General features: G+C 61.8%; 14 protein-coding genes. 8 read left to right on the top strand and 6 right to left on the bottom strand.

The window, feature by feature from the left end:
• Positions 1-165: 165 nt before the first annotated feature.
• From ACOZKU_RS00070 to ACOZKU_RS00055, 4 genes are all read left to right on the top strand, one after another.
• Entirely contained in the window at positions 166-435 is a 270-nt protein-coding gene (locus ACOZKU_RS00070) for a DUF1467 family protein (protein WP_314094658.1), read from the top strand.
• A gap of 717 nt (positions 436-1,152) precedes the next feature.
• Positions 1,153-2,481 carry a proline--tRNA ligase gene (proS, locus tag ACOZKU_RS00065; protein ID WP_421577132.1) on the top strand — a complete coding sequence of 443 codons (1,329 nt, stop codon included), beginning with the start codon at positions 1,153-1,155 and terminating at the stop codon, positions 2,479-2,481.
• A 33-nt stretch (positions 2,482-2,514) separates the two neighbouring features.
• A complete protein-coding gene (locus tag ACOZKU_RS00060; protein ID WP_421577131.1) occupies positions 2,515-3,816 on the top strand; it encodes a lipoprotein-releasing ABC transporter permease subunit in 1,302 nt (433 codons plus the stop codon).
• Between the two features lie 10 nt (positions 3,817-3,826).
• A complete protein-coding gene (locus ACOZKU_RS00055; protein WP_421577130.1) occupies positions 3,827-4,513 on the top strand; it encodes an ABC transporter ATP-binding protein in 687 nt (228 codons plus the stop codon).
• A gap of 18 nt (positions 4,514-4,531) precedes the next feature.
• On the opposite strand, the gene ACOZKU_RS00050 is transcribed toward ACOZKU_RS00055, so the two are convergent.
• Both ACOZKU_RS00050 and ACOZKU_RS00045 read right to left on the bottom strand, forming a co-directional pair.
• Complete coding sequence (locus ACOZKU_RS00050; protein ID WP_421577129.1) at positions 4,532-4,969, bottom strand: VOC family protein; 438 nt, start codon at positions 4,967-4,969, stop codon at positions 4,532-4,534.
• Positions 4,970-5,015: 46 nt separating this feature from the next.
• On the bottom strand, positions 5,016-5,594 hold the full coding sequence (locus tag ACOZKU_RS00045) for a hypothetical protein (RefSeq protein WP_421577128.1): 579 nt from the start codon (positions 5,592-5,594) through the stop codon (positions 5,016-5,018).
• Between the two features lie 79 nt (positions 5,595-5,673).
• Here ACOZKU_RS00045 and ACOZKU_RS00040 point away from each other — a divergent pair, with 79 nt between their 5' ends.
• Both ACOZKU_RS00040 and dnaE read left to right on the top strand, forming a co-directional pair.
• A complete protein-coding gene (locus ACOZKU_RS00040; RefSeq protein WP_421577127.1) occupies positions 5,674-5,811 on the top strand; it encodes a hypothetical protein in 138 nt (45 codons plus the stop codon).
• A gap of 141 nt (positions 5,812-5,952) precedes the next feature.
• A complete protein-coding gene (dnaE, locus tag ACOZKU_RS00035; protein ID WP_421577126.1) occupies positions 5,953-9,450 on the top strand; it encodes a DNA polymerase III subunit alpha in 3,498 nt (1,165 codons plus the stop codon).
• Positions 9,451-9,478: 28 nt separating this feature from the next.
• Here the strand turns inward: dnaE and ACOZKU_RS00030 are convergent, their stop codons facing one another.
• The 4 genes from ACOZKU_RS00030 to ACOZKU_RS00015 all read right to left on the bottom strand — a co-directional run bounded on the left by ACOZKU_RS00030 (position 9,479) and on the right by ACOZKU_RS00015 (position 13,119).
• Entirely contained in the window at positions 9,479-9,916 is a 438-nt protein-coding gene (locus ACOZKU_RS00030) for a hypothetical protein (RefSeq protein ID WP_421577125.1), read from the bottom strand.
• On the bottom strand, positions 9,913-11,226 hold the full coding sequence (locus tag ACOZKU_RS00025; protein WP_421577124.1) for a L,D-transpeptidase family protein: 1,314 nt from the start codon (positions 11,224-11,226) through the stop codon (positions 9,913-9,915). Before ACOZKU_RS00025 ends, ACOZKU_RS00030 begins: the two co-directional genes overlap by 4 nt.
• Positions 11,227-11,357: 131 nt before the next feature.
• A complete protein-coding gene (locus ACOZKU_RS00020) occupies positions 11,358-12,704 on the bottom strand; it encodes a DNA polymerase IV (protein WP_421577163.1) in 1,347 nt (448 codons plus the stop codon).
• 124 nt (positions 12,705-12,828) lie between these two features.
• On the bottom strand, positions 12,829-13,119 hold the full coding sequence (locus ACOZKU_RS00015; RefSeq protein ID WP_421577123.1) for a DUF3572 domain-containing protein: 291 nt from the start codon (positions 13,117-13,119) through the stop codon (positions 12,829-12,831).
• Between the two features lie 141 nt (positions 13,120-13,260).
• Between ACOZKU_RS00015 and ACOZKU_RS00010 the strand changes: the two genes are divergently transcribed.
• On the top strand, positions 13,261-13,632 hold the full coding sequence (locus ACOZKU_RS00010) for a response regulator (RefSeq protein ID WP_010065708.1): 372 nt from the start codon (positions 13,261-13,263) through the stop codon (positions 13,630-13,632).
• A gap of 15 nt (positions 13,633-13,647) precedes the next feature.
• Entirely contained in the window at positions 13,648-15,015 is a 1,368-nt protein-coding gene (locus ACOZKU_RS00005) for a PleD family two-component system response regulator (RefSeq protein ID WP_314094641.1), read from the top strand.
• The last annotated feature ends 529 nt before the right edge of the window (positions 15,016-15,544 follow it).

Genomic DNA, 15,544 nt, shown 5'->3' with positions numbered 1-15,544 from the left:
AACTCTGTGACGGCAATTTCGCTACCGGCGCATAGCACAGCCGATGCCTCCTTCATCATCCATGCGCGCCGGAGATGAAGAGGTGTGACAGCACGCCGCCGTCCAGCCGTTTGAACTTCGCAGCCAAGCGGCGTAAAAGAACCGCTGTCGCACGAGGGCTTATCCATGCAGCTGTTTTCCATTTTCGCCGTCTACTTCATCGTCTGGTGGCTGACGCTCTTCGCCGTCCTGCCATTCGGCTTGAGGACGCAGGCCGAGGCGAATGACGTGGTGCCCGGCTCGGTGGAAAGCGCGCCCGCCCGCTTCCGCGGCGGCCGTATCGTGCTGATCACCACGCTCGTCTCCGCCGTGATCTATAGCGCCTGGTACGTGCTGTCCGTACGCCTTGGCTATGGACTGGATTCGTTGCCGCAGTTCTACCCGAACTACGAATAGTCGCGGCCACAAAGATTAACGACCTTAATCGGCGCATGGGTAAGGGGTTTCGCTTGCCCGGCCTTTTACGGAAAAGTCTTCCGTTTGCGCTGCGTCGAAAAGCTTGTTCAACAATCCGCTTTGGCCTGTCCGGCAACCTGAAATCGGCATGTTTCCGTTGAGGGAGGCTTGCGTAACGTGAGGCGCAGTGTCGCAGGGGGCTTGCACAGCGGATTTGCGTCGTTCTGAATTAATCGTAACGTGCTCGGCAAAGCAGGGAAGCGCGGCAAAAGGCAAAAAAAAACAAGGCTGAAAGCCTTGTTTTGCAGGTATCGCGTGATCTTTATCCGTTGTGCGGTGGCAGCGTCTACGCGCGCCTAAGATCTGATCCTCCCAAGACTTGACCGCGAAAATGGCTGGAATTTGCACTTCCTGCCTGTTTTGTGGCCTGAAACTAGCCCAAACGTTAGGCGTTGTCATCCGCTTTTTTTGCATTTTTGCTACAGTGGAATAAAATTTTTCGATTGACAATAGATGCGCAATTTCTGTTATAGGCGGCCTCATTTTTCTGCCACATTCGACAAATCCGCCAAGAGCGGTGGACAGCGCTTCGCGTTGCCCGGCGGGCGTGGCTTGCCGGGTTTCTTTCCGCCAGCGAAGCGTTTATGAACGCATCAAAATCAACGTCATTTTGCCCGATTCCCGAAATAGGGCGGATCAGTCACACCGGAAACCGATATGCGCCTTTCCCGCTTCTTCCTTCCCATCCTCAAGGAAAACCCCAAGGAAGCCGAGATCGTCTCGCACCGCCTCATGCTGCGGGCTGGCATGATCAAGCAGCAGTCCCAGGGTATCTATACCTGGCTGCCGCTGGGCAAGCGCGTTCTGGACAAGGTGAACGCCATCATTCGCGAAGAGCAGAACCGCTCCGGCGCCGTCGAGCTTCTGATGCCGACGCTGCAATCGGCCGAACTCTGGCAGGAGAGCGGCCGCTACGACGCCTACGGCAAAGAAATGCTGCGCATCAAGGACCGCCAGGAGCGTCCGATGCTCTACGGTCCGACCAACGAGGAAATGATCACGGACGTCTTCCGCTCGTTCGTCAAATCCTACAAGGACCTGCCGCTCAACCTTTACCACATCCAGCTGAAGTTCCGTGACGAGATCCGGCCGCGCTTCGGCACCATGCGCTCGCGCGAATTCCTGATGAAGGACGCCTATTCCTTCGACCTGAACCGCGAAGGCGCCGTGCATGCCTATAACCGCATGTTCGCGGCCTATCTGCGCACCTTCTCGCGTATGGGCCTGCGCGCCATTCCGATGCGCGCCGATACCGGCCCGATCGGCGGCGATCTCAGCCACGAATTCATCATTCTCGCCGATACCGGCGAGTCGGAGGTCTTCTGCCACAAGGACTTCCTGAACTTCGACATCCCCGGCCTGGACACGAATTTCGACGACGTTGCCGGTCTGAAGAGCATTTTCGACAAGTGGACCTCGCGCTACGCCGCCACGTCGGAAATGCACGACGCGCCCGCGTTCGAGGCGATCCCGGAAGGCGAACGCCTGTCGGCCCGCGGCATCGAAGTCGGCCATATCTTCTATTTCGGCACCAAATATTCCGAAGCCATGGGCGCCAAGGTACAGGGTCCGGACGGCAAGGAGCATACCGTGCATATGGGCTCCTACGGCATCGGCCCGACGCGCCTCGTGCCCGCCATCATCGAAGCTTCGCATGACGAGAACGGCATCATCTGGCCGAAGGCCGTCGCGCCCTTCGAGGCCATCGTCATCAACATGAAGTCGGGCGATGCCGCCTGCGACGCCGCCTGCGAGACGATCTATGCCGCGCTCCTGAATGCCGGCATCGACGCGCTCTATGACGACAAGGACGAACGTGCCGGCGCGAAGTTCGCGACCGCCGATCTCATCGGCGCGCCGGTGCAGGTCATCGCGGGCCCGCGCGGCGTTGCCAATGGCGAAGTCGAGATCAAGGATCGCAAGACCGGTGAGCGCGAGACGCTGACCATCGAGGCGGCGATCAACCGCCTGACGTCCGGCAACTGATGTCGGCTTGAGCCGGGAAAACAGGGAGACAGCATGGCTGACGCAGCGAGCGGGGCGACAGAGGCCCAGGCCTTCAAGAAGAGCCGCCCGTTCTCCGCTTTCGAGCGGATGGTCGCCTGGCGCTATCTGCGCTCCCGGCGCAAGGAAGCCTTCATCTCGGTCATCGCCGGCTTCTCCTTCATCGGCATCATGCTGGGCGTTGCGACGCTCATCATCGTCATGGCAGTGATGAACGGTTTCCGCACCGAGCTGATCTCGCGCATCCTCGGCATCAACGGGCATATGATCATTCAGCCGATCGACAGCCCGCTGAATGATTACGCCAAGCTCGCGGAGCGTCTTGCCGCCGTTCCCGGCGTTACCATGGCCATCCCACTGGTCGAAGGCCAGACCCTGGCGCAGGGCACGGCCGGCGGCGGCACGGGCGCTTTGGTGCGCGGCATCCGCGCCGATGACCTCGCCAAGATGAAATCCGTCTCCGACCATATCAAGGAAGGCGACCTCGTCGGCTTTGCCTCCGGCGGCGGTGTTGCCATCGGCGCGCGCATGGCCGAGCAACTGGGCCTCAGCGCCGGCGGCCAGATCACGCTCGTGGCACCGGAAGGGGACGTGACGCCGCTTGGGGTCAATCCGCGGGTGAAGACCTATACGGTCTCGGCCGTCTTCGAGATCGGCATGTCGGAATATGACGCCTCGATCATCTACATGCCGTTGGACGAGGCGCAGCTCTACTTCAATTCCGAAGGCGTCGTGCAGTCGATCGAGTTGTTCGTCTCCAATCCCGACCAGATCGACAGCCTGCGCCAGCCCATCGAGGCGGCGGCAGAGCGGCAGATCTTCATCACCGACTGGCGCCAGCGCAACCAGACCTTCTTCTCGGCCCTGCAGGTCGAGCGCAACGTCATGTTCATGATCCTGACGCTGATCGTGCTCGTCGCCGCGCTCAACATCATTTCCGGCCTGATCATGCTGGTGAAGGACAAGGGCAGCGACATCGCGATCCTGCGCACCATGGGCGCCACGTCGGGCGCGATCATGCGCATCTTCTTCATGACAGGTGCGGCCATCGGCACGGTCGGCACCTTCGCCGGCGTGCTGCTCGGCGTCATCGTCTGCCTAAACGTCGAATCGATCCGCCAGTTCTTCTCCTGGATATCAGGCACCACGCTGTTCAACCCGGAACTCTATTTCCTCAGCCAGCTTCCGGCCGACATGAATGCCGGCGAGACGGTCACCGTCATCGTCATGGCGCTGGCGCTCTCCTTCCTCGCGACGATCTTCCCCGCCTGGCGTGCCTCAAAGCTCGATCCGGTTCAGGCCCTCAGGTACGAATAGGAATACACGCATGGCTGCGCGCGTCGCTTTGGAACTCAAGGGCATCGAACGGCACTACGGCCAGGGCGAGACGGTGCTGTCGATCCTCAAGGGAGCCGATTTCACGCTTAGAAGCGGTGAGACCGTAGCACTCGTCGCCCCATCGGGCACCGGCAAGTCGACGCTGCTGCATGTCGCCGGCCTGCTCGAAAAGCCCGATGCGGGCGAAGTCCTCGTCAACGGCCATTCCTGCGCAGAGCTTTCGGACGACCAGCGCACGGCGATCCGTCGCAGCGAGATCGGCTTCGTCTACCAGTTCCACCATCTGCTGCCGGAATTCACCGCGCTTGAAAACATCATGATGCCGCAGTTGATCGGCGGCCTTTCCAAGGCCGAGGCGCGTGAGCGCGCCGCCCAGCTGCTCGATTACATGCGCATCGGCCACCGCGCCGATCATCGTCCGTCGGAACTCTCCGGCGGCGAGCAGCAGCGTGTCGCCATCGCGCGCGCGGTCGCCAATGCGCCGCTCCTGCTTCTGGCCGACGAGCCGACCGGCAATCTCGATCCGGAAACTGCGGGCTACGTCTTCGAGGCGCTGGAAGCGCTCGCCCGCCAGTCCGGCCTCGCCGCGATGATCGCCACGCACAACCACGAGCTCGCCGGCCTGATGGATCGCCGGGTGACGATCGAGGACGGGCTCGTCAAGGAACTGGTTTAAACGACCTGCTGTTCGATATCACGCCGCGAGCGTGACCGTTTCGGCCCTGCGCTCGACAAGCGCCCAGATGTGCCCGAACGGATCGAAGACCGATGCTACGCGGCGGCCCAGCACATCCACCTGCACCACATCCCGCGTCACGGCGCCGGCTTCGATCGCCCGTTGCATCGTGCCCTCGATGTCGTCGACGGTCAGCGTGAAAACCGCGCTGACGGATCCGGCCGCCTTGGGGAAGAACGGCCCGCCATAGGACGGGTTCTCTTCACGCCGCGGGTTGGATCCCGCGACCGCAACCGGCATCGCGCCGAAGCGCATGGCAAAGCCCATCAGCACACCGTCGAGGCTGTAGGGCTCGACCACGGTCGCGCCGAAGGCGGCACTGTAGAAATCCGCTGCCTCCTGTTCGCGTCCGTGCTCGACGAACAGGGACATTTCAAAGCTGATCTCGTCGGTCATCGCAATTGTCCTTCCATGTCGCTGCCCTGGGGGCGGATGCCTGCCGTCAGTTGTCCAGCCCGCAGATAGAGCGGGCGGTCTCGTCCTTCCAGTCCTTGAGCAGCGCGAACTGTGCTTGGCCGGAAACCGGACCACCGCTGGTCTTGCCCTTGCCGGTCAGTACGTTGAGGTCGCATTCGGCGCTGGCATTGGGGTCGAGCGTATCGTAGCTCGAATAGGTGTAGCCGGCGACGATGAAATCGAAATTGCGGTAGGCGATGGTCAGCGACTGGCGCCAGCGGTCGCGCCCGACCGAGTCGTTCTTGGTCGTGAGGGTGAGGGAGCCGTTGGCGAGCGCGGCAAGCTCCGGTTCGCGACCGGACATGGTGAGGTCGCCCCAGACGCTGTTCGGCAGCGACAGGGCAAGCGTCAGTCGGTTCTCGTTGGGCTCCGCGAGATAGATGTAAAGACCGTTGTCGTCACCGCTGTCATCGCCCGGCGTCGCGATCACAGCCAGGTCCGCCGTGCCGTCCTTGTTCCAGTCGCCGCTCGCCATGGCGACGATGCGGTCTGCCGGAAAGTCGGCGGCCATCGTTGCGGCAGGCAGAACAATCGAAAACACGAGGGCGGCGGCAATCGACTTCATCTTATTTCCTCCATGGGGCCGAGGCGACCTTATTGCGCGCGGCGGCGCCGGTCCAGAGGGGCTGTGGAAAGCTGTTGACATGAGAACAGAAATAGAACAAAATAAAAACATAAAAGGAAAGGGAGCCACAATGACCGATTTTCTTCGTGACTTTGCAGCATTCACCTCCATCGCCCTGTTCGTCGCCAGCTTCTCCGTCCTCCTCTTTGGAATCTGACGGTCCAACTCTCTCCATTGATCATTTGCGCTTTCCGCGCGGACTCGTCCGGTGGAAAGCGGGTGCAAAGCCAAGAACCGTCTGGACGAGACGGGTCCGAATCCGCTTAAGGTCTTTCTTCTGATCGGAAGGACGTTTGACATGGCGGAAGCGGCGGAAGCAACGGTTGGCGAGAAGATCGCCGAGACGCCCGAATTCGTGCACCTGCGCGTGCATTCGGCCTTCTCGCTGCTCGAAGGCGCCTTGCCGATCAAGAAGATCATCGGCAAGGCCGTATCCGACCAGCAGCCGGCGATCGCCATAACCGACACGAACAATCTGTTCGCGGCGCTCGAATTCTCGCAAAAAGCCGTCGGCGACGGCATCCAGCCCTTGATCGGCTGCCAGCTGTCGATCGACATGGAAGACGAGGGCGAGGGGGAAAGGCGCAGCGGACAGGCGCAGCTTCAGAAACTGCCGTCGATCGTCGTTCTTGCAGCCAGCGACGCCGGTTATGCACGGCTCGTCGAACTCGTCAGCCGCGCCTATCTCGGCGGCGAAAGCGGGCAGACAGTTCGTATCGCCTATAGCTGGCTGGCGGAGGGCGGCGCGGACGGGCTGATCGCGCTGACAGGCGCGCGCGGCGGTCCCATCGACATGGCCTATCTTGCCGGGCAGCCCGCTGTCGCAAAAGCGCGGCTCGATGCGCTGAAGACGGTGTTCGGCGATCGACTTTATATCGAGCTGCAGCGCCATGGGCGTTACGACAAGCAACATGAACGGCGCATGGTGGAACTTGCCTATGCGCAAGACGTGCCTCTGGTTGCGACCAACGAGCCGTTCTTCCCGTCGCCGGACGATTACGATGCGCATGACGCGCTGATGGCGGTGGCGCACAATGCGATGGTGTCGGACGACAACCGCTTCCGCCTCTCGCCGGATCACTATCTCAAGAGCCGCAAGGACATGGCAAAGCTCTTTGCCGACCTGCCGGAGGCGCTGGAGAACACGGTCGAGATCGCCAAGCGCTGCTCCTTCGTGCTGAAAACGCGCGGGCCCATCCTGCCGCGCTTCACGGGCGCGACGGACGATCCGGAAGAGGCGGAACGCGCGGAATCGGCAGAGCTGCGCCGCCAGTCGGTGGAGGGTCTCGAGAGCCGCATGGCGCTGCTCGGCCTGTCGCCGGGCTATACGGAGCAGGATTATCGCGAGCGGCTGGATTTCGAACTCAGCGTCATCGAACGCATGAAGTTTCCCGGCTACTTCCTGATCGTTGCCGACTTCATCAAATGGGCCAAGCAGCACAATATTCCCGTCGGGCCGGGCCGCGGCTCGGGTGCAGGTTCGCTCGTCGCCTACGCGCTCACCATCACCGACGTCGATCCCTTGCGTTTCTCGCTGCTTTTCGAGCGCTTCCTCAACCCGGAACGCGTCTCGATGCCCGACTTCGACATCGACTTCTGCCAGGATCGCCGTGAAGAGGTGATCCGCTACGTGCAGCAGAAATACGGCCGCGAGCAGGTGGCGCAGATCATCACCTTCGGCTCGCTGCAGGCGCGTGCCGCACTGCGCGACGTCGGCCGCGTGCTCGAGATGCCCTATGGTCAGGTCGACAAGATCTGCAAGCTCGTGCCGAACAACCCCGCCAATCCGACGCCGCTCTACAAGGCGATCGAGGAAGAGCCGAAGCTGCAGGAGGAGGCGGAGAAGGAGCCGGTCGTCGCCCGCCTGCTCGATATCGCCCAGAAGATCGAAGGTCTCTACCGCCACGCCTCCACGCATGCCGCCGGCATCGTCATCGGCGATCGGCCGCTGTCGCAGCTCGTGCCGATGTACCGCGATCCGCGCTCCGACATGCCCGTCACCCAGTTCAACATGAAATGGGTGGAACAGGCCGGCCTCGTGAAGTTCGACTTCCTCGGCCTGAAGACGCTCACCGTGCTGAAGACCGCCGTCGATTTCATCCGCAAGCGCAATATCGAGGTGAAACTCGAAAGCCTGCCGCTGGACGACCAGCTGACCTACGAGATGCTGTCGCGCGGCGAGACGGTCGGCGTGTTCCAGGTGGAAAGTGCCGGTATGCGCAAGGCGCTGATCGGCATGCGGCCGGACTGCATCGAGGACATCATCGCGCTGGTCGCGCTCTATCGCCCCGGCCCGATGGAGAACATCCCGGTCTATAACGCTCGCAAGCATGGCGAGGAGGAGATCGAATCGATCCATCCGAAGATCGACCACCTGCTGAAGGAAACCCAGGGCGTTATCGTCTACCAGGAACAGGTGATGCAGATCGCCCAAGTTCTCTCCGGCTATTCGCTCGGTGAGGCCGATCTTCTGCGCCGCGCCATGGGCAAGAAGATCAAGGAGGAAATGGACAAGCAGCGCGCCCGCTTCGTCGACGGCGCGGTCAAGAACGGCGTGTCCAAGCCGCAGTCCGACCTTATCTTCGACCTGCTCGCGAAATTCGCCAACTACGGCTTCAACAAGTCGCACGCCGCTGCCTACGCCATCGTCTCCTACCAGACGGCTTATCTGAAGGCGCATTACCCGGTCGAATTCCTCGCCGCGTCGATGACCTACGATATGTCCAACACGGACAAGCTGAACGATTTCCGGCAGGATGCCGGCCGCTTGGGCATCGCCGTCATCCCACCCTCGGTGCAGACGTCCTTTGCGCATTTCGAAACCGGCGAAAACCGGATCTACTACGCGCTTGCCGCCATCAAGGGCGTCGGTGAGGCCGCGGTCCAGCATATTGTCGAGGTGCGCAGCGACAAGCCGTTCAAGAACCTCGAGGATTTCTGCACGCGCATCGATCCGAAATTCGTCAACCGCCGCGTCTTCGAAAGCTTGATTGTCGCCGGCGCCTTCGATTGCTTCGGTCACGACCGCGCCGCCATGATCGCCGGCCTCGACCGTCTGCTGGGGGCTGCCCAGCGTGCGCAGGAAAACAAGACGAGCGGGCAGGGCGATATTTTCGGCATGGGCGCTGCGACCGGGCCGGAGGTCATCACGCTGCCCGCCTACACGCCCTGGCTCGCCTCGGAAAAACTGCACCGCGAGTTCCAGGTGCTCGGCTTTTTCCTATCCGCTCATCCGCTCGATACCTATGCGCCGCTTCTCGCGAAGATGCGCGTGCAGACATTTGGCGATTTTTCCGCTGCCGTGAAACGCGGTGCGACGGCCGGCCGTCTTGCCGGCACGGTCACCTCCAAGCAGGAGCGCAAGACGCGCACCGGCAACAAGATGGGCATCGTCGCCTTCTCGGATTCGTCCGGCCAGTTCGAGGCCGTGCTGTTTTCCGAAATGCTCAACCAGTACCGCGACCTGCTGGAGCCCGGCAAATCACTGGTCATGACCGTGCAGGCGGAAGAGCGCCCGGAGGGCATCGGCCTGCGCATCCAGACGCTGCGCTCCCTTGAGGAGGAATCGCTCCAGACCCAGAAGGCGTTGCGCGTCTATGTGCGCGACAGCGGCCCGCTGCGTTCCATCGCCGCCCATCTCAACACCAAGGGCGACGGCCTCGTCTCCTTCATCGTCATCAAGGACAACGGCCAGCGCGAGATCGAGGTGGAGCTGAACGAGCGCTTCCGCATCTCCCCCGAAATCGCCGCCGCCCTGCGCTCGGCGCCCGGCGTGCTGGATGTGGAGTTGGTGTAGGAGCGCAAGCCGGTTCCGCTGGGAAGCACTATGACGCGGGATGATCGGTGGCCTGAAGGGGAAGTCGGACGGCAACCTGTTGCTGGCCGGCTGCAACCATGGCAGCGAGCATCGAGAAAGCGGCAGGCTGCAGATCAGGATGTTTGCTGAAAAGATAGTGCGTGTGCATCGGCAAACCCAAGGCACGGGCGCCATTTTCCGTCAGCAGCAACTCGATGCGGTCGTGATCGCCGATGAGGCTTTGTACGTCGCGACCGTCGCAGGCGAGGCTCTGGTCGGTGCGTTCCACATAGAGCAGGTCCTCGGCCGGTGGTGGGCTCGAGCCGCTCCGTTCACCTCCGCAGGCGAAATGGATGATGTCGAGCGGGTCATCCGCAGAGACGAAGCCGAGAGACAGGACGAGAAGGTCATTCTCTTCGGTGAAGACCTCCTCGACCTCAAAACAAACGGCCGTCTGTCCCGTCAATTCACGACCGTAATCGATGACGCCTTTTTCTTCCTTTTTTTGATGCCCTGCACCGCCGAGGCATCGGCCTTCTGCTGCACCTTGCGCGTCACGGTGATGAAGTCCGTGCCGTCGCCGGTTTCCGGGCCGAGGCCAATGTCGGAGATCGACAGCGAGGCGCCTTCGCCCATCAGTTCGGAAATACGCAGGCGCGTGTCGGCGGGAATGTCCAGGCGGTCGAGCGTCTTTGTCAGCGCATCCGGCTGCGAGGCATCGGCTTCGGTGGTGATGCCCAGGCGCTTCAGCGTGGCGGGCGAAAGCTGGTTGTCGACGCTGACACCGAACCAGTCCGCCTTGCCCTTGTCGCTATCGACGTCGCGTGCCAGCAGGAAATGGGTGCCGAGCGCGATTTCCGGGTTGCGGATGGTGATGGCGGCTTCGACCAGCGGCTTGAATTTCTGGCGCACGAGGATCTGGCCGTTCGGGGGCGTGCCCTTGCCGGCCTTGGCATAGACGGCGGCCACGAGTTCCGGCGTCAGCATGCCGTCTTCCTTCAGCCCCTCGGCGAGCTGGAAGGCGCGGATGGCGATCACGGTCTGCTTGCCATGCAGGCCATCCGGCACGCCGGCATCGTAGCCGAGCGACGTCAGCATCGTCTGCAGGTCGATCATCATCTCGCGGTCGCCGCGACGGGTGATCAGGATGCGGATCGGGTCCTGCTCGGTCTTCTGCACGACCGCCGGGAGGATTTCCGGCTTCGGATCGGTCATCGCAACCTCGACGGCCTTGTCGCCGGCCTCGATCAGGCCGGGCCGCAGGCCCGCCTGGGAGAGAAGCGGCGTATCCGGCACCACGACGACGGGCTTGAACAGTGCGGCATGAACGATTTCCTGCGGCACGATCTCGCGGTCGGTGATCAGCACATGGCCGCCGCGCCGCGTCACGCTGAACAGCGTCTTGGCAAAGGCGTTCGGCAGGCGCACGCAGCCGTGCGAGGCGGGATAGGACGGCACGCTGTTGGAGGCGTGCAGCGCGATACCCGACCAGGTGAGGCGCTGCATGAAAGGCATCGGCGCGCTGTCATAGATGTTGGAGAAATGCGTACGCTTCTTCTCCAGGATCGAGAAGATGCCGGTCGGCGTCGAATGGCCGGCCTTGCCGGTGGAGACGTGCGAGGTGGCGACGACCACGTCGCCGTCGTAGATCTTCAGTTCCTGCAGGTCCTTCGAAACGATGATCTGCAACGGCCCCTCGAGCGTGCCCGCAAGCGCGGTACCGCAGCTCAACAGCAGGCCAAGTATGCTCATGCCAGTCGCCAGGCGAAACTTCATGTTACCCATCCGTACGCAATACAAACCGACGGCAAGCGTAGTGCATCCGATTTAAGGAAGGCTTGATGCACCCGGCCGATCCCCCGATCTGTGCCAACCCGATGCAGGGAGGAACGCTGGTTTGCCGGGATTTATTCGGTGGGGTCGTCGATTTTTCCGGCCGTCTTGAAGGTCAACTTTCCGTGAAAGCGATCGGGGCCGGATTTACCGAATGTATAGCCGGTCTCGACGCTGGCCTTGCCGAATTTGTCGCGCAGCGTGTTCATCGCGGCTTCGGCCGCTGCGCGGCGGGTTGCCGCGGGATCGACAAGGTCGGGCGGGTCGGCGCGAGCGGGATCGGTGAGATCGCTGACACCGATGCCGATCAGGCGGTATTTCGTGCCGTCCGTCTCCTTGCGCAAAAGCTCGATGCCGGTGCGGAAGATGCGGTCGGCAAGCATGGTCGGGTCTTCGAGCCTGCGGTTGCGCGTGCGGCTCTTGAAGTCGGCGGTCTTCAGCTTGAGCACGACGGTATGGCCGGCGATGCCGGATTTGCGCAGGCGCGCGGCAACCTTTTCGCTGAGGCGACGCAGATGCGTGACAAGCTCGTCATAGCTGGAGATGTCGTCGAAGAACGTGGTTTCGGACGAAACGCTCTTTGCGGCGTCGTTCAGATGGACCTCGCGATCATCCTGACCACGCGACAGATTGAACAGCCGCTTGCCCATCACGCCATAGCGGCGCATCAGGTCGGTTTCCTCCATGGTCTGAAGCTGGCCGACGCTGCGTATGCCGTCGCGCTCCAGCGTCTCCGCAAAGGCCTTTCCAACGCCCCAGATGAGGCGCACCGGCTTATCTCTCAGGAAATCCAGCGCTTCCTTCTCGCCGATGACGGAAAAGCCGCGCGGCTTGTTGAGATCGGAGGCGACCTTCGCGAGGAATTTGCAATAGGAGAGGCCGACGGAAATGGTGATGCCGACCTCCTGCTCGACGCGCTGGACGAAGCGGGCGAGCACGCGGGCAGGCGGATCGTGGTGCAGACGTTCCGTGCCCTTCAGTTCCAGAAAGGCCTCGTCGATGGACAGCGGCTGCACCAGCGGCGTCAGATCCTGCATCATGGCGCGCACCTGGCGGCCGACCTTTACGTATTTCTCCATATCCGGCGGGATGACGATCGCATTGGGGCAGGCTTCTAGCGCCTTGAACATCGGCATGGCCGAGCGCACGCCGTGGATGCGCGCGACGTAGCAGGCGGTGGAGACGACGCCGCGTTTGCCGCCGCCGATGATGACCGGTTTGTCGGCAAGCTCGGGATTGTCGCGCTTTTCCACGGCGGCATAGAAGGCGTCGCAGTCGATATGCGCCAGCGTCAGGTCGTAGAGTTCGTCATGATAGAGGAGGCGCGGGCTGCCGCAGGCGCTGCAGCGGCGCAGGCCCGCCTTCTGCCCGGACAGGCAGTCGCGACAGAAGCCCGGGAAGCGTGGTGCGGCGGTGCTCATCATCAGGAACAAACATTGAACATCGCGACATTAGTGCCTAAATTCACGAGTCTCAAGTGTCGCCCGGGATGGAATGCATGACCGTACACACAAAGGCGCTGGAACGGTGCCGGGCGCCGACTGCTCACCAGTCGGCGGGGCCGGACAGTACCGCATGGGCGTGCACGACCGTTTCCGGTTTGGTGCCCGTCGCGTCGCAGAACGCCAGCAGATCCGGCTCGTGGCTCATCAGGAAATCGACGATGCCGGCGAGGAAGCCGGGGTCATTGACGGCGTTACGGACCTCGGACGGCGCGACACCCGTCAGCGCCAGAAAACGCGACAGCAATTCCGGTTCGCCGGCGAGCCAGCCGAGAATGGCGACGGCAGTTGTCTCCGCGGTCTCGGCCGCAGGTGTATCTTTTTGGCTTTTCATTCTTTTCCCTCGGGAAATTTACCTTTTAATCAACCAAGTGACGCTAACGTGGCTGCGGTCAGGCTGGGTGATTTCGGCTTTGCCGCAACTTATCCATCTCCCGATGGGTTGCAAGGCCGGTCAGAGGAACAGGGACTTACGATGCCCAAGCAGGTCATGATTGTCGAGGACAACGAGCTCAACATGAAGCTCTTCCGGGACCTTATCGAGGCATCCGGCTACACGACCATCCAGACTCGGAACGGTATGGAAGCCCTTGATCTTGCGCGCAAATATCGCCCCGATCTGATCCTGATGGATATCCAGCTTCCGGAAGTCTCGGGCCTTGAAGTCACCAAGTGGCTGAAAGAGGACGACGAGCTTCACGTGATCCCCGTCATCGCGGTCACGGCCTTTGCGATGAAGGGCGACGAGGAGCGCATCCGGCAGGGCGGCTGCGAGGCGTATGTCTCCAAGCCGATTTCCGTACCGAAATTCATCGAGACGATTAAAACCTATCTCGGCGACGCGTGAGGCAGGGGCGCGACCATGACAGCACGCATTCTCGTCGTCGATGATATTCCCGCCAATGTGAAGCTGCTCGAAGCGCGGCTTCTGGCGGAATATTTCGACGTCTTGACGGCCGACAACGGCTATGAAGCGCTGTCGATCTGCGAACGCACCCAGGTCGATCTCATCCTGCTCGACATCATGATGCCCGGCATCGACGGTTTCGAGGTGTGCGAGCGGCTGAAGGCCAATCCGCGCACTGCCCATATTCCCGTCGTCATGGTCACGGCGCTCGATCAGCCGTCCGATCGCGTGCGCGGTTTGAAGGCCGGTGCCGACGATTTTCTCACCAAGCCGGTCAACGATCTGCAGCTGATGTCGCGGGTGAAAAGCCTTGTGCGCCTCAAGACGCTGACCGACGAGCTGCGCATGCGTGCAACGACCGCCCGCGCGATCTCGATGGAGGAGGGGCTCGACAGCAATCTCGGCGACGAGCCGGGCGACGTCCTGCTGGTCGACGGCCGTGCGAGTTCGCAGGAGCGTGTTGCGCGTGCGTTGAAGCCCATCGCCGAAGTCACCTGCATGTCAGATCCCCAGGCGGCGCTGTTCCAGGCCGCCGAGAGCAACTACGAGCTCGTCATCGTCAACGCCAATTTCACGGATTACGATCCGCTGCGCCTGTGCTCGCAGTTGCGGTCGCTGGAGCGCACGCGTTTCCTGCCGATCCTGCTGGTCACGGAGCAGGGCGACGACGACATGGTCGTGCGCGCGCTCGATCTCGGCGTGACGGACTACCTGATCCGGCCAATCGACCCGAACGAGCTGATCGCCCGCAGTCTCACCCAGATCCGCCGCAAGCGCTGCAACGACCGTCTGCGCGCAAGCGTGCGGCAGACGATCGAGCTTGCCGTGACGGACGGCTTGACCGGGCTGCACAACCGCCGTTACCTCGACAACCACATGAAGCTCCTGATCGACCGCGCCACGGCGCGTGGCCGTCCGCTTTCGGTCTGCATCACGGATATCGACCGTTTCAAGCTGGTCAACGACACCTATGGCCACGATGCCGGCGACGCGGTGCTGCGCGAATTCGCCAACCGCGTGCGCTCGGCCGTGCGCGGCGCCGATCTCGCCTGCCGTTATGGCGGGGAGGAGTTCGTGCTCGTTATGCCCGACACGACGCCGGAAATGGCGGCCGGTGTGGCGGAGCGTCTGCGCACCATCGTCGAGCGCGAGCCGTTCCGCATTCCCGGCACCGATGTCCTATTGCCGATTACCGCCTCGATGGGCACCGCTTCCGTTCTGCCGACGGGCGACAGCCCGGAAGGTCTGCTGAAGCGCGCGGATACCGCGCTTTACGAAGCTAAACGCTCGGGCCGCAACCGCGTCGTGGCCGCCGCCGCCTGAGTCGCATCCCAATCGACGTCTGCCTACGCTTTTTCCACAGGCTTCCTCGGTTTTTTGAGCAAATGCCTGATTTTTAGGGCACTTGCCGTCAGGACAATTTTTCCCGTCGTCGACCGGTTCAAGGGGCCGAATCGAAGCCCGTGTAGTCAAATTTGGCTATAAATCGTTTCATTCATTTTTGACGATAGATTTCAACAGGTTGTATAAATACAATCATGCCTTGCGAAGTTGTATTCATTTTCCGGGGTTGTATTTTATGCACACAAAGGTTGCTTTTCAGGGGCAGGCTTACTGTTGTCTTCTATAACGTAAATGCCGCTTGGTGAGACAATCAGGCGCTCGGCGATTAACTATGAGACAAGGAGTCTTGCCGGAAACGTTAAGAATTCGTTGATTTTTTTTCGTTTTGGCGCGATGCTCAACTCCATGGGCGGCAAACAAGCCCGCACAACCGGTTACCCCATGATGCTAGGTCCGCCGCATCTCCTGGGTCGTGGGGTCGGTCGGTCGGTTACGACAAATACGGAAT

Origin of the sequence: Shinella sp. M31 (assembly GCF_049199205.1) — a bacterium.
Lineage (GTDB): Bacteria > Pseudomonadota > Alphaproteobacteria > Rhizobiales > Rhizobiaceae > Shinella.
This window is presented reverse-complemented; position numbering and strand designations above follow the sequence as displayed.

What these genes read in the sequence shown, in the direction of transcription:
- ACOZKU_RS00020 (WP_421577163.1), bottom strand. Translation starts at nt 12,704, where the DNA reads ATGAGCACCGCCGCACCACGCTTCCCGGGCTTCTGTCGCGACTGCCTG.
- ACOZKU_RS00040 (WP_421577127.1), top strand. Translation starts at nt 5,674, where the DNA reads ATGAGAACAGAAATAGAACAAAATAAAAACATAAAAGGAAAGGGAGCC.
- proS (WP_421577132.1), top strand. Translation starts at nt 1,153, where the DNA reads ATGCGCCTTTCCCGCTTCTTCCTTCCCATCCTCAAGGAAAACCCCAAG.
- ACOZKU_RS00050 (WP_421577129.1), bottom strand. Translation starts at nt 4,969, where the DNA reads ATGACCGACGAGATCAGCTTTGAAATGTCCCTGTTCGTCGAGCACGGA.
- ACOZKU_RS00060 (WP_421577131.1), top strand. Translation starts at nt 2,515, where the DNA reads ATGGCTGACGCAGCGAGCGGGGCGACAGAGGCCCAGGCCTTCAAGAAG.
- ACOZKU_RS00025 (WP_421577124.1), bottom strand. Translation starts at nt 11,226, where the DNA reads ATGAAGTTTCGCCTGGCGACTGGCATGAGCATACTTGGCCTGCTGTTG.
- ACOZKU_RS00045 (WP_421577128.1), bottom strand. Translation starts at nt 5,594, where the DNA reads ATGAAGTCGATTGCCGCCGCCCTCGTGTTTTCGATTGTTCTGCCTGCC.
- ACOZKU_RS00070 (WP_314094658.1), top strand. Translation starts at nt 166, where the DNA reads ATGCAGCTGTTTTCCATTTTCGCCGTCTACTTCATCGTCTGGTGGCTG.
- ACOZKU_RS00015 (WP_421577123.1), bottom strand. Translation starts at nt 13,119, where the DNA reads ATGAAAAGCCAAAAAGATACACCTGCGGCCGAGACCGCGGAGACAACT.
- dnaE (WP_421577126.1), top strand. Translation starts at nt 5,953, where the DNA reads ATGGCGGAAGCGGCGGAAGCAACGGTTGGCGAGAAGATCGCCGAGACG.
- ACOZKU_RS00005 (WP_314094641.1), top strand. Translation starts at nt 13,648, where the DNA reads ATGACAGCACGCATTCTCGTCGTCGATGATATTCCCGCCAATGTGAAG.
- ACOZKU_RS00055 (WP_421577130.1), top strand. Translation starts at nt 3,827, where the DNA reads ATGGCTGCGCGCGTCGCTTTGGAACTCAAGGGCATCGAACGGCACTAC.
- ACOZKU_RS00010 (WP_010065708.1), top strand. Translation starts at nt 13,261, where the DNA reads ATGCCCAAGCAGGTCATGATTGTCGAGGACAACGAGCTCAACATGAAG.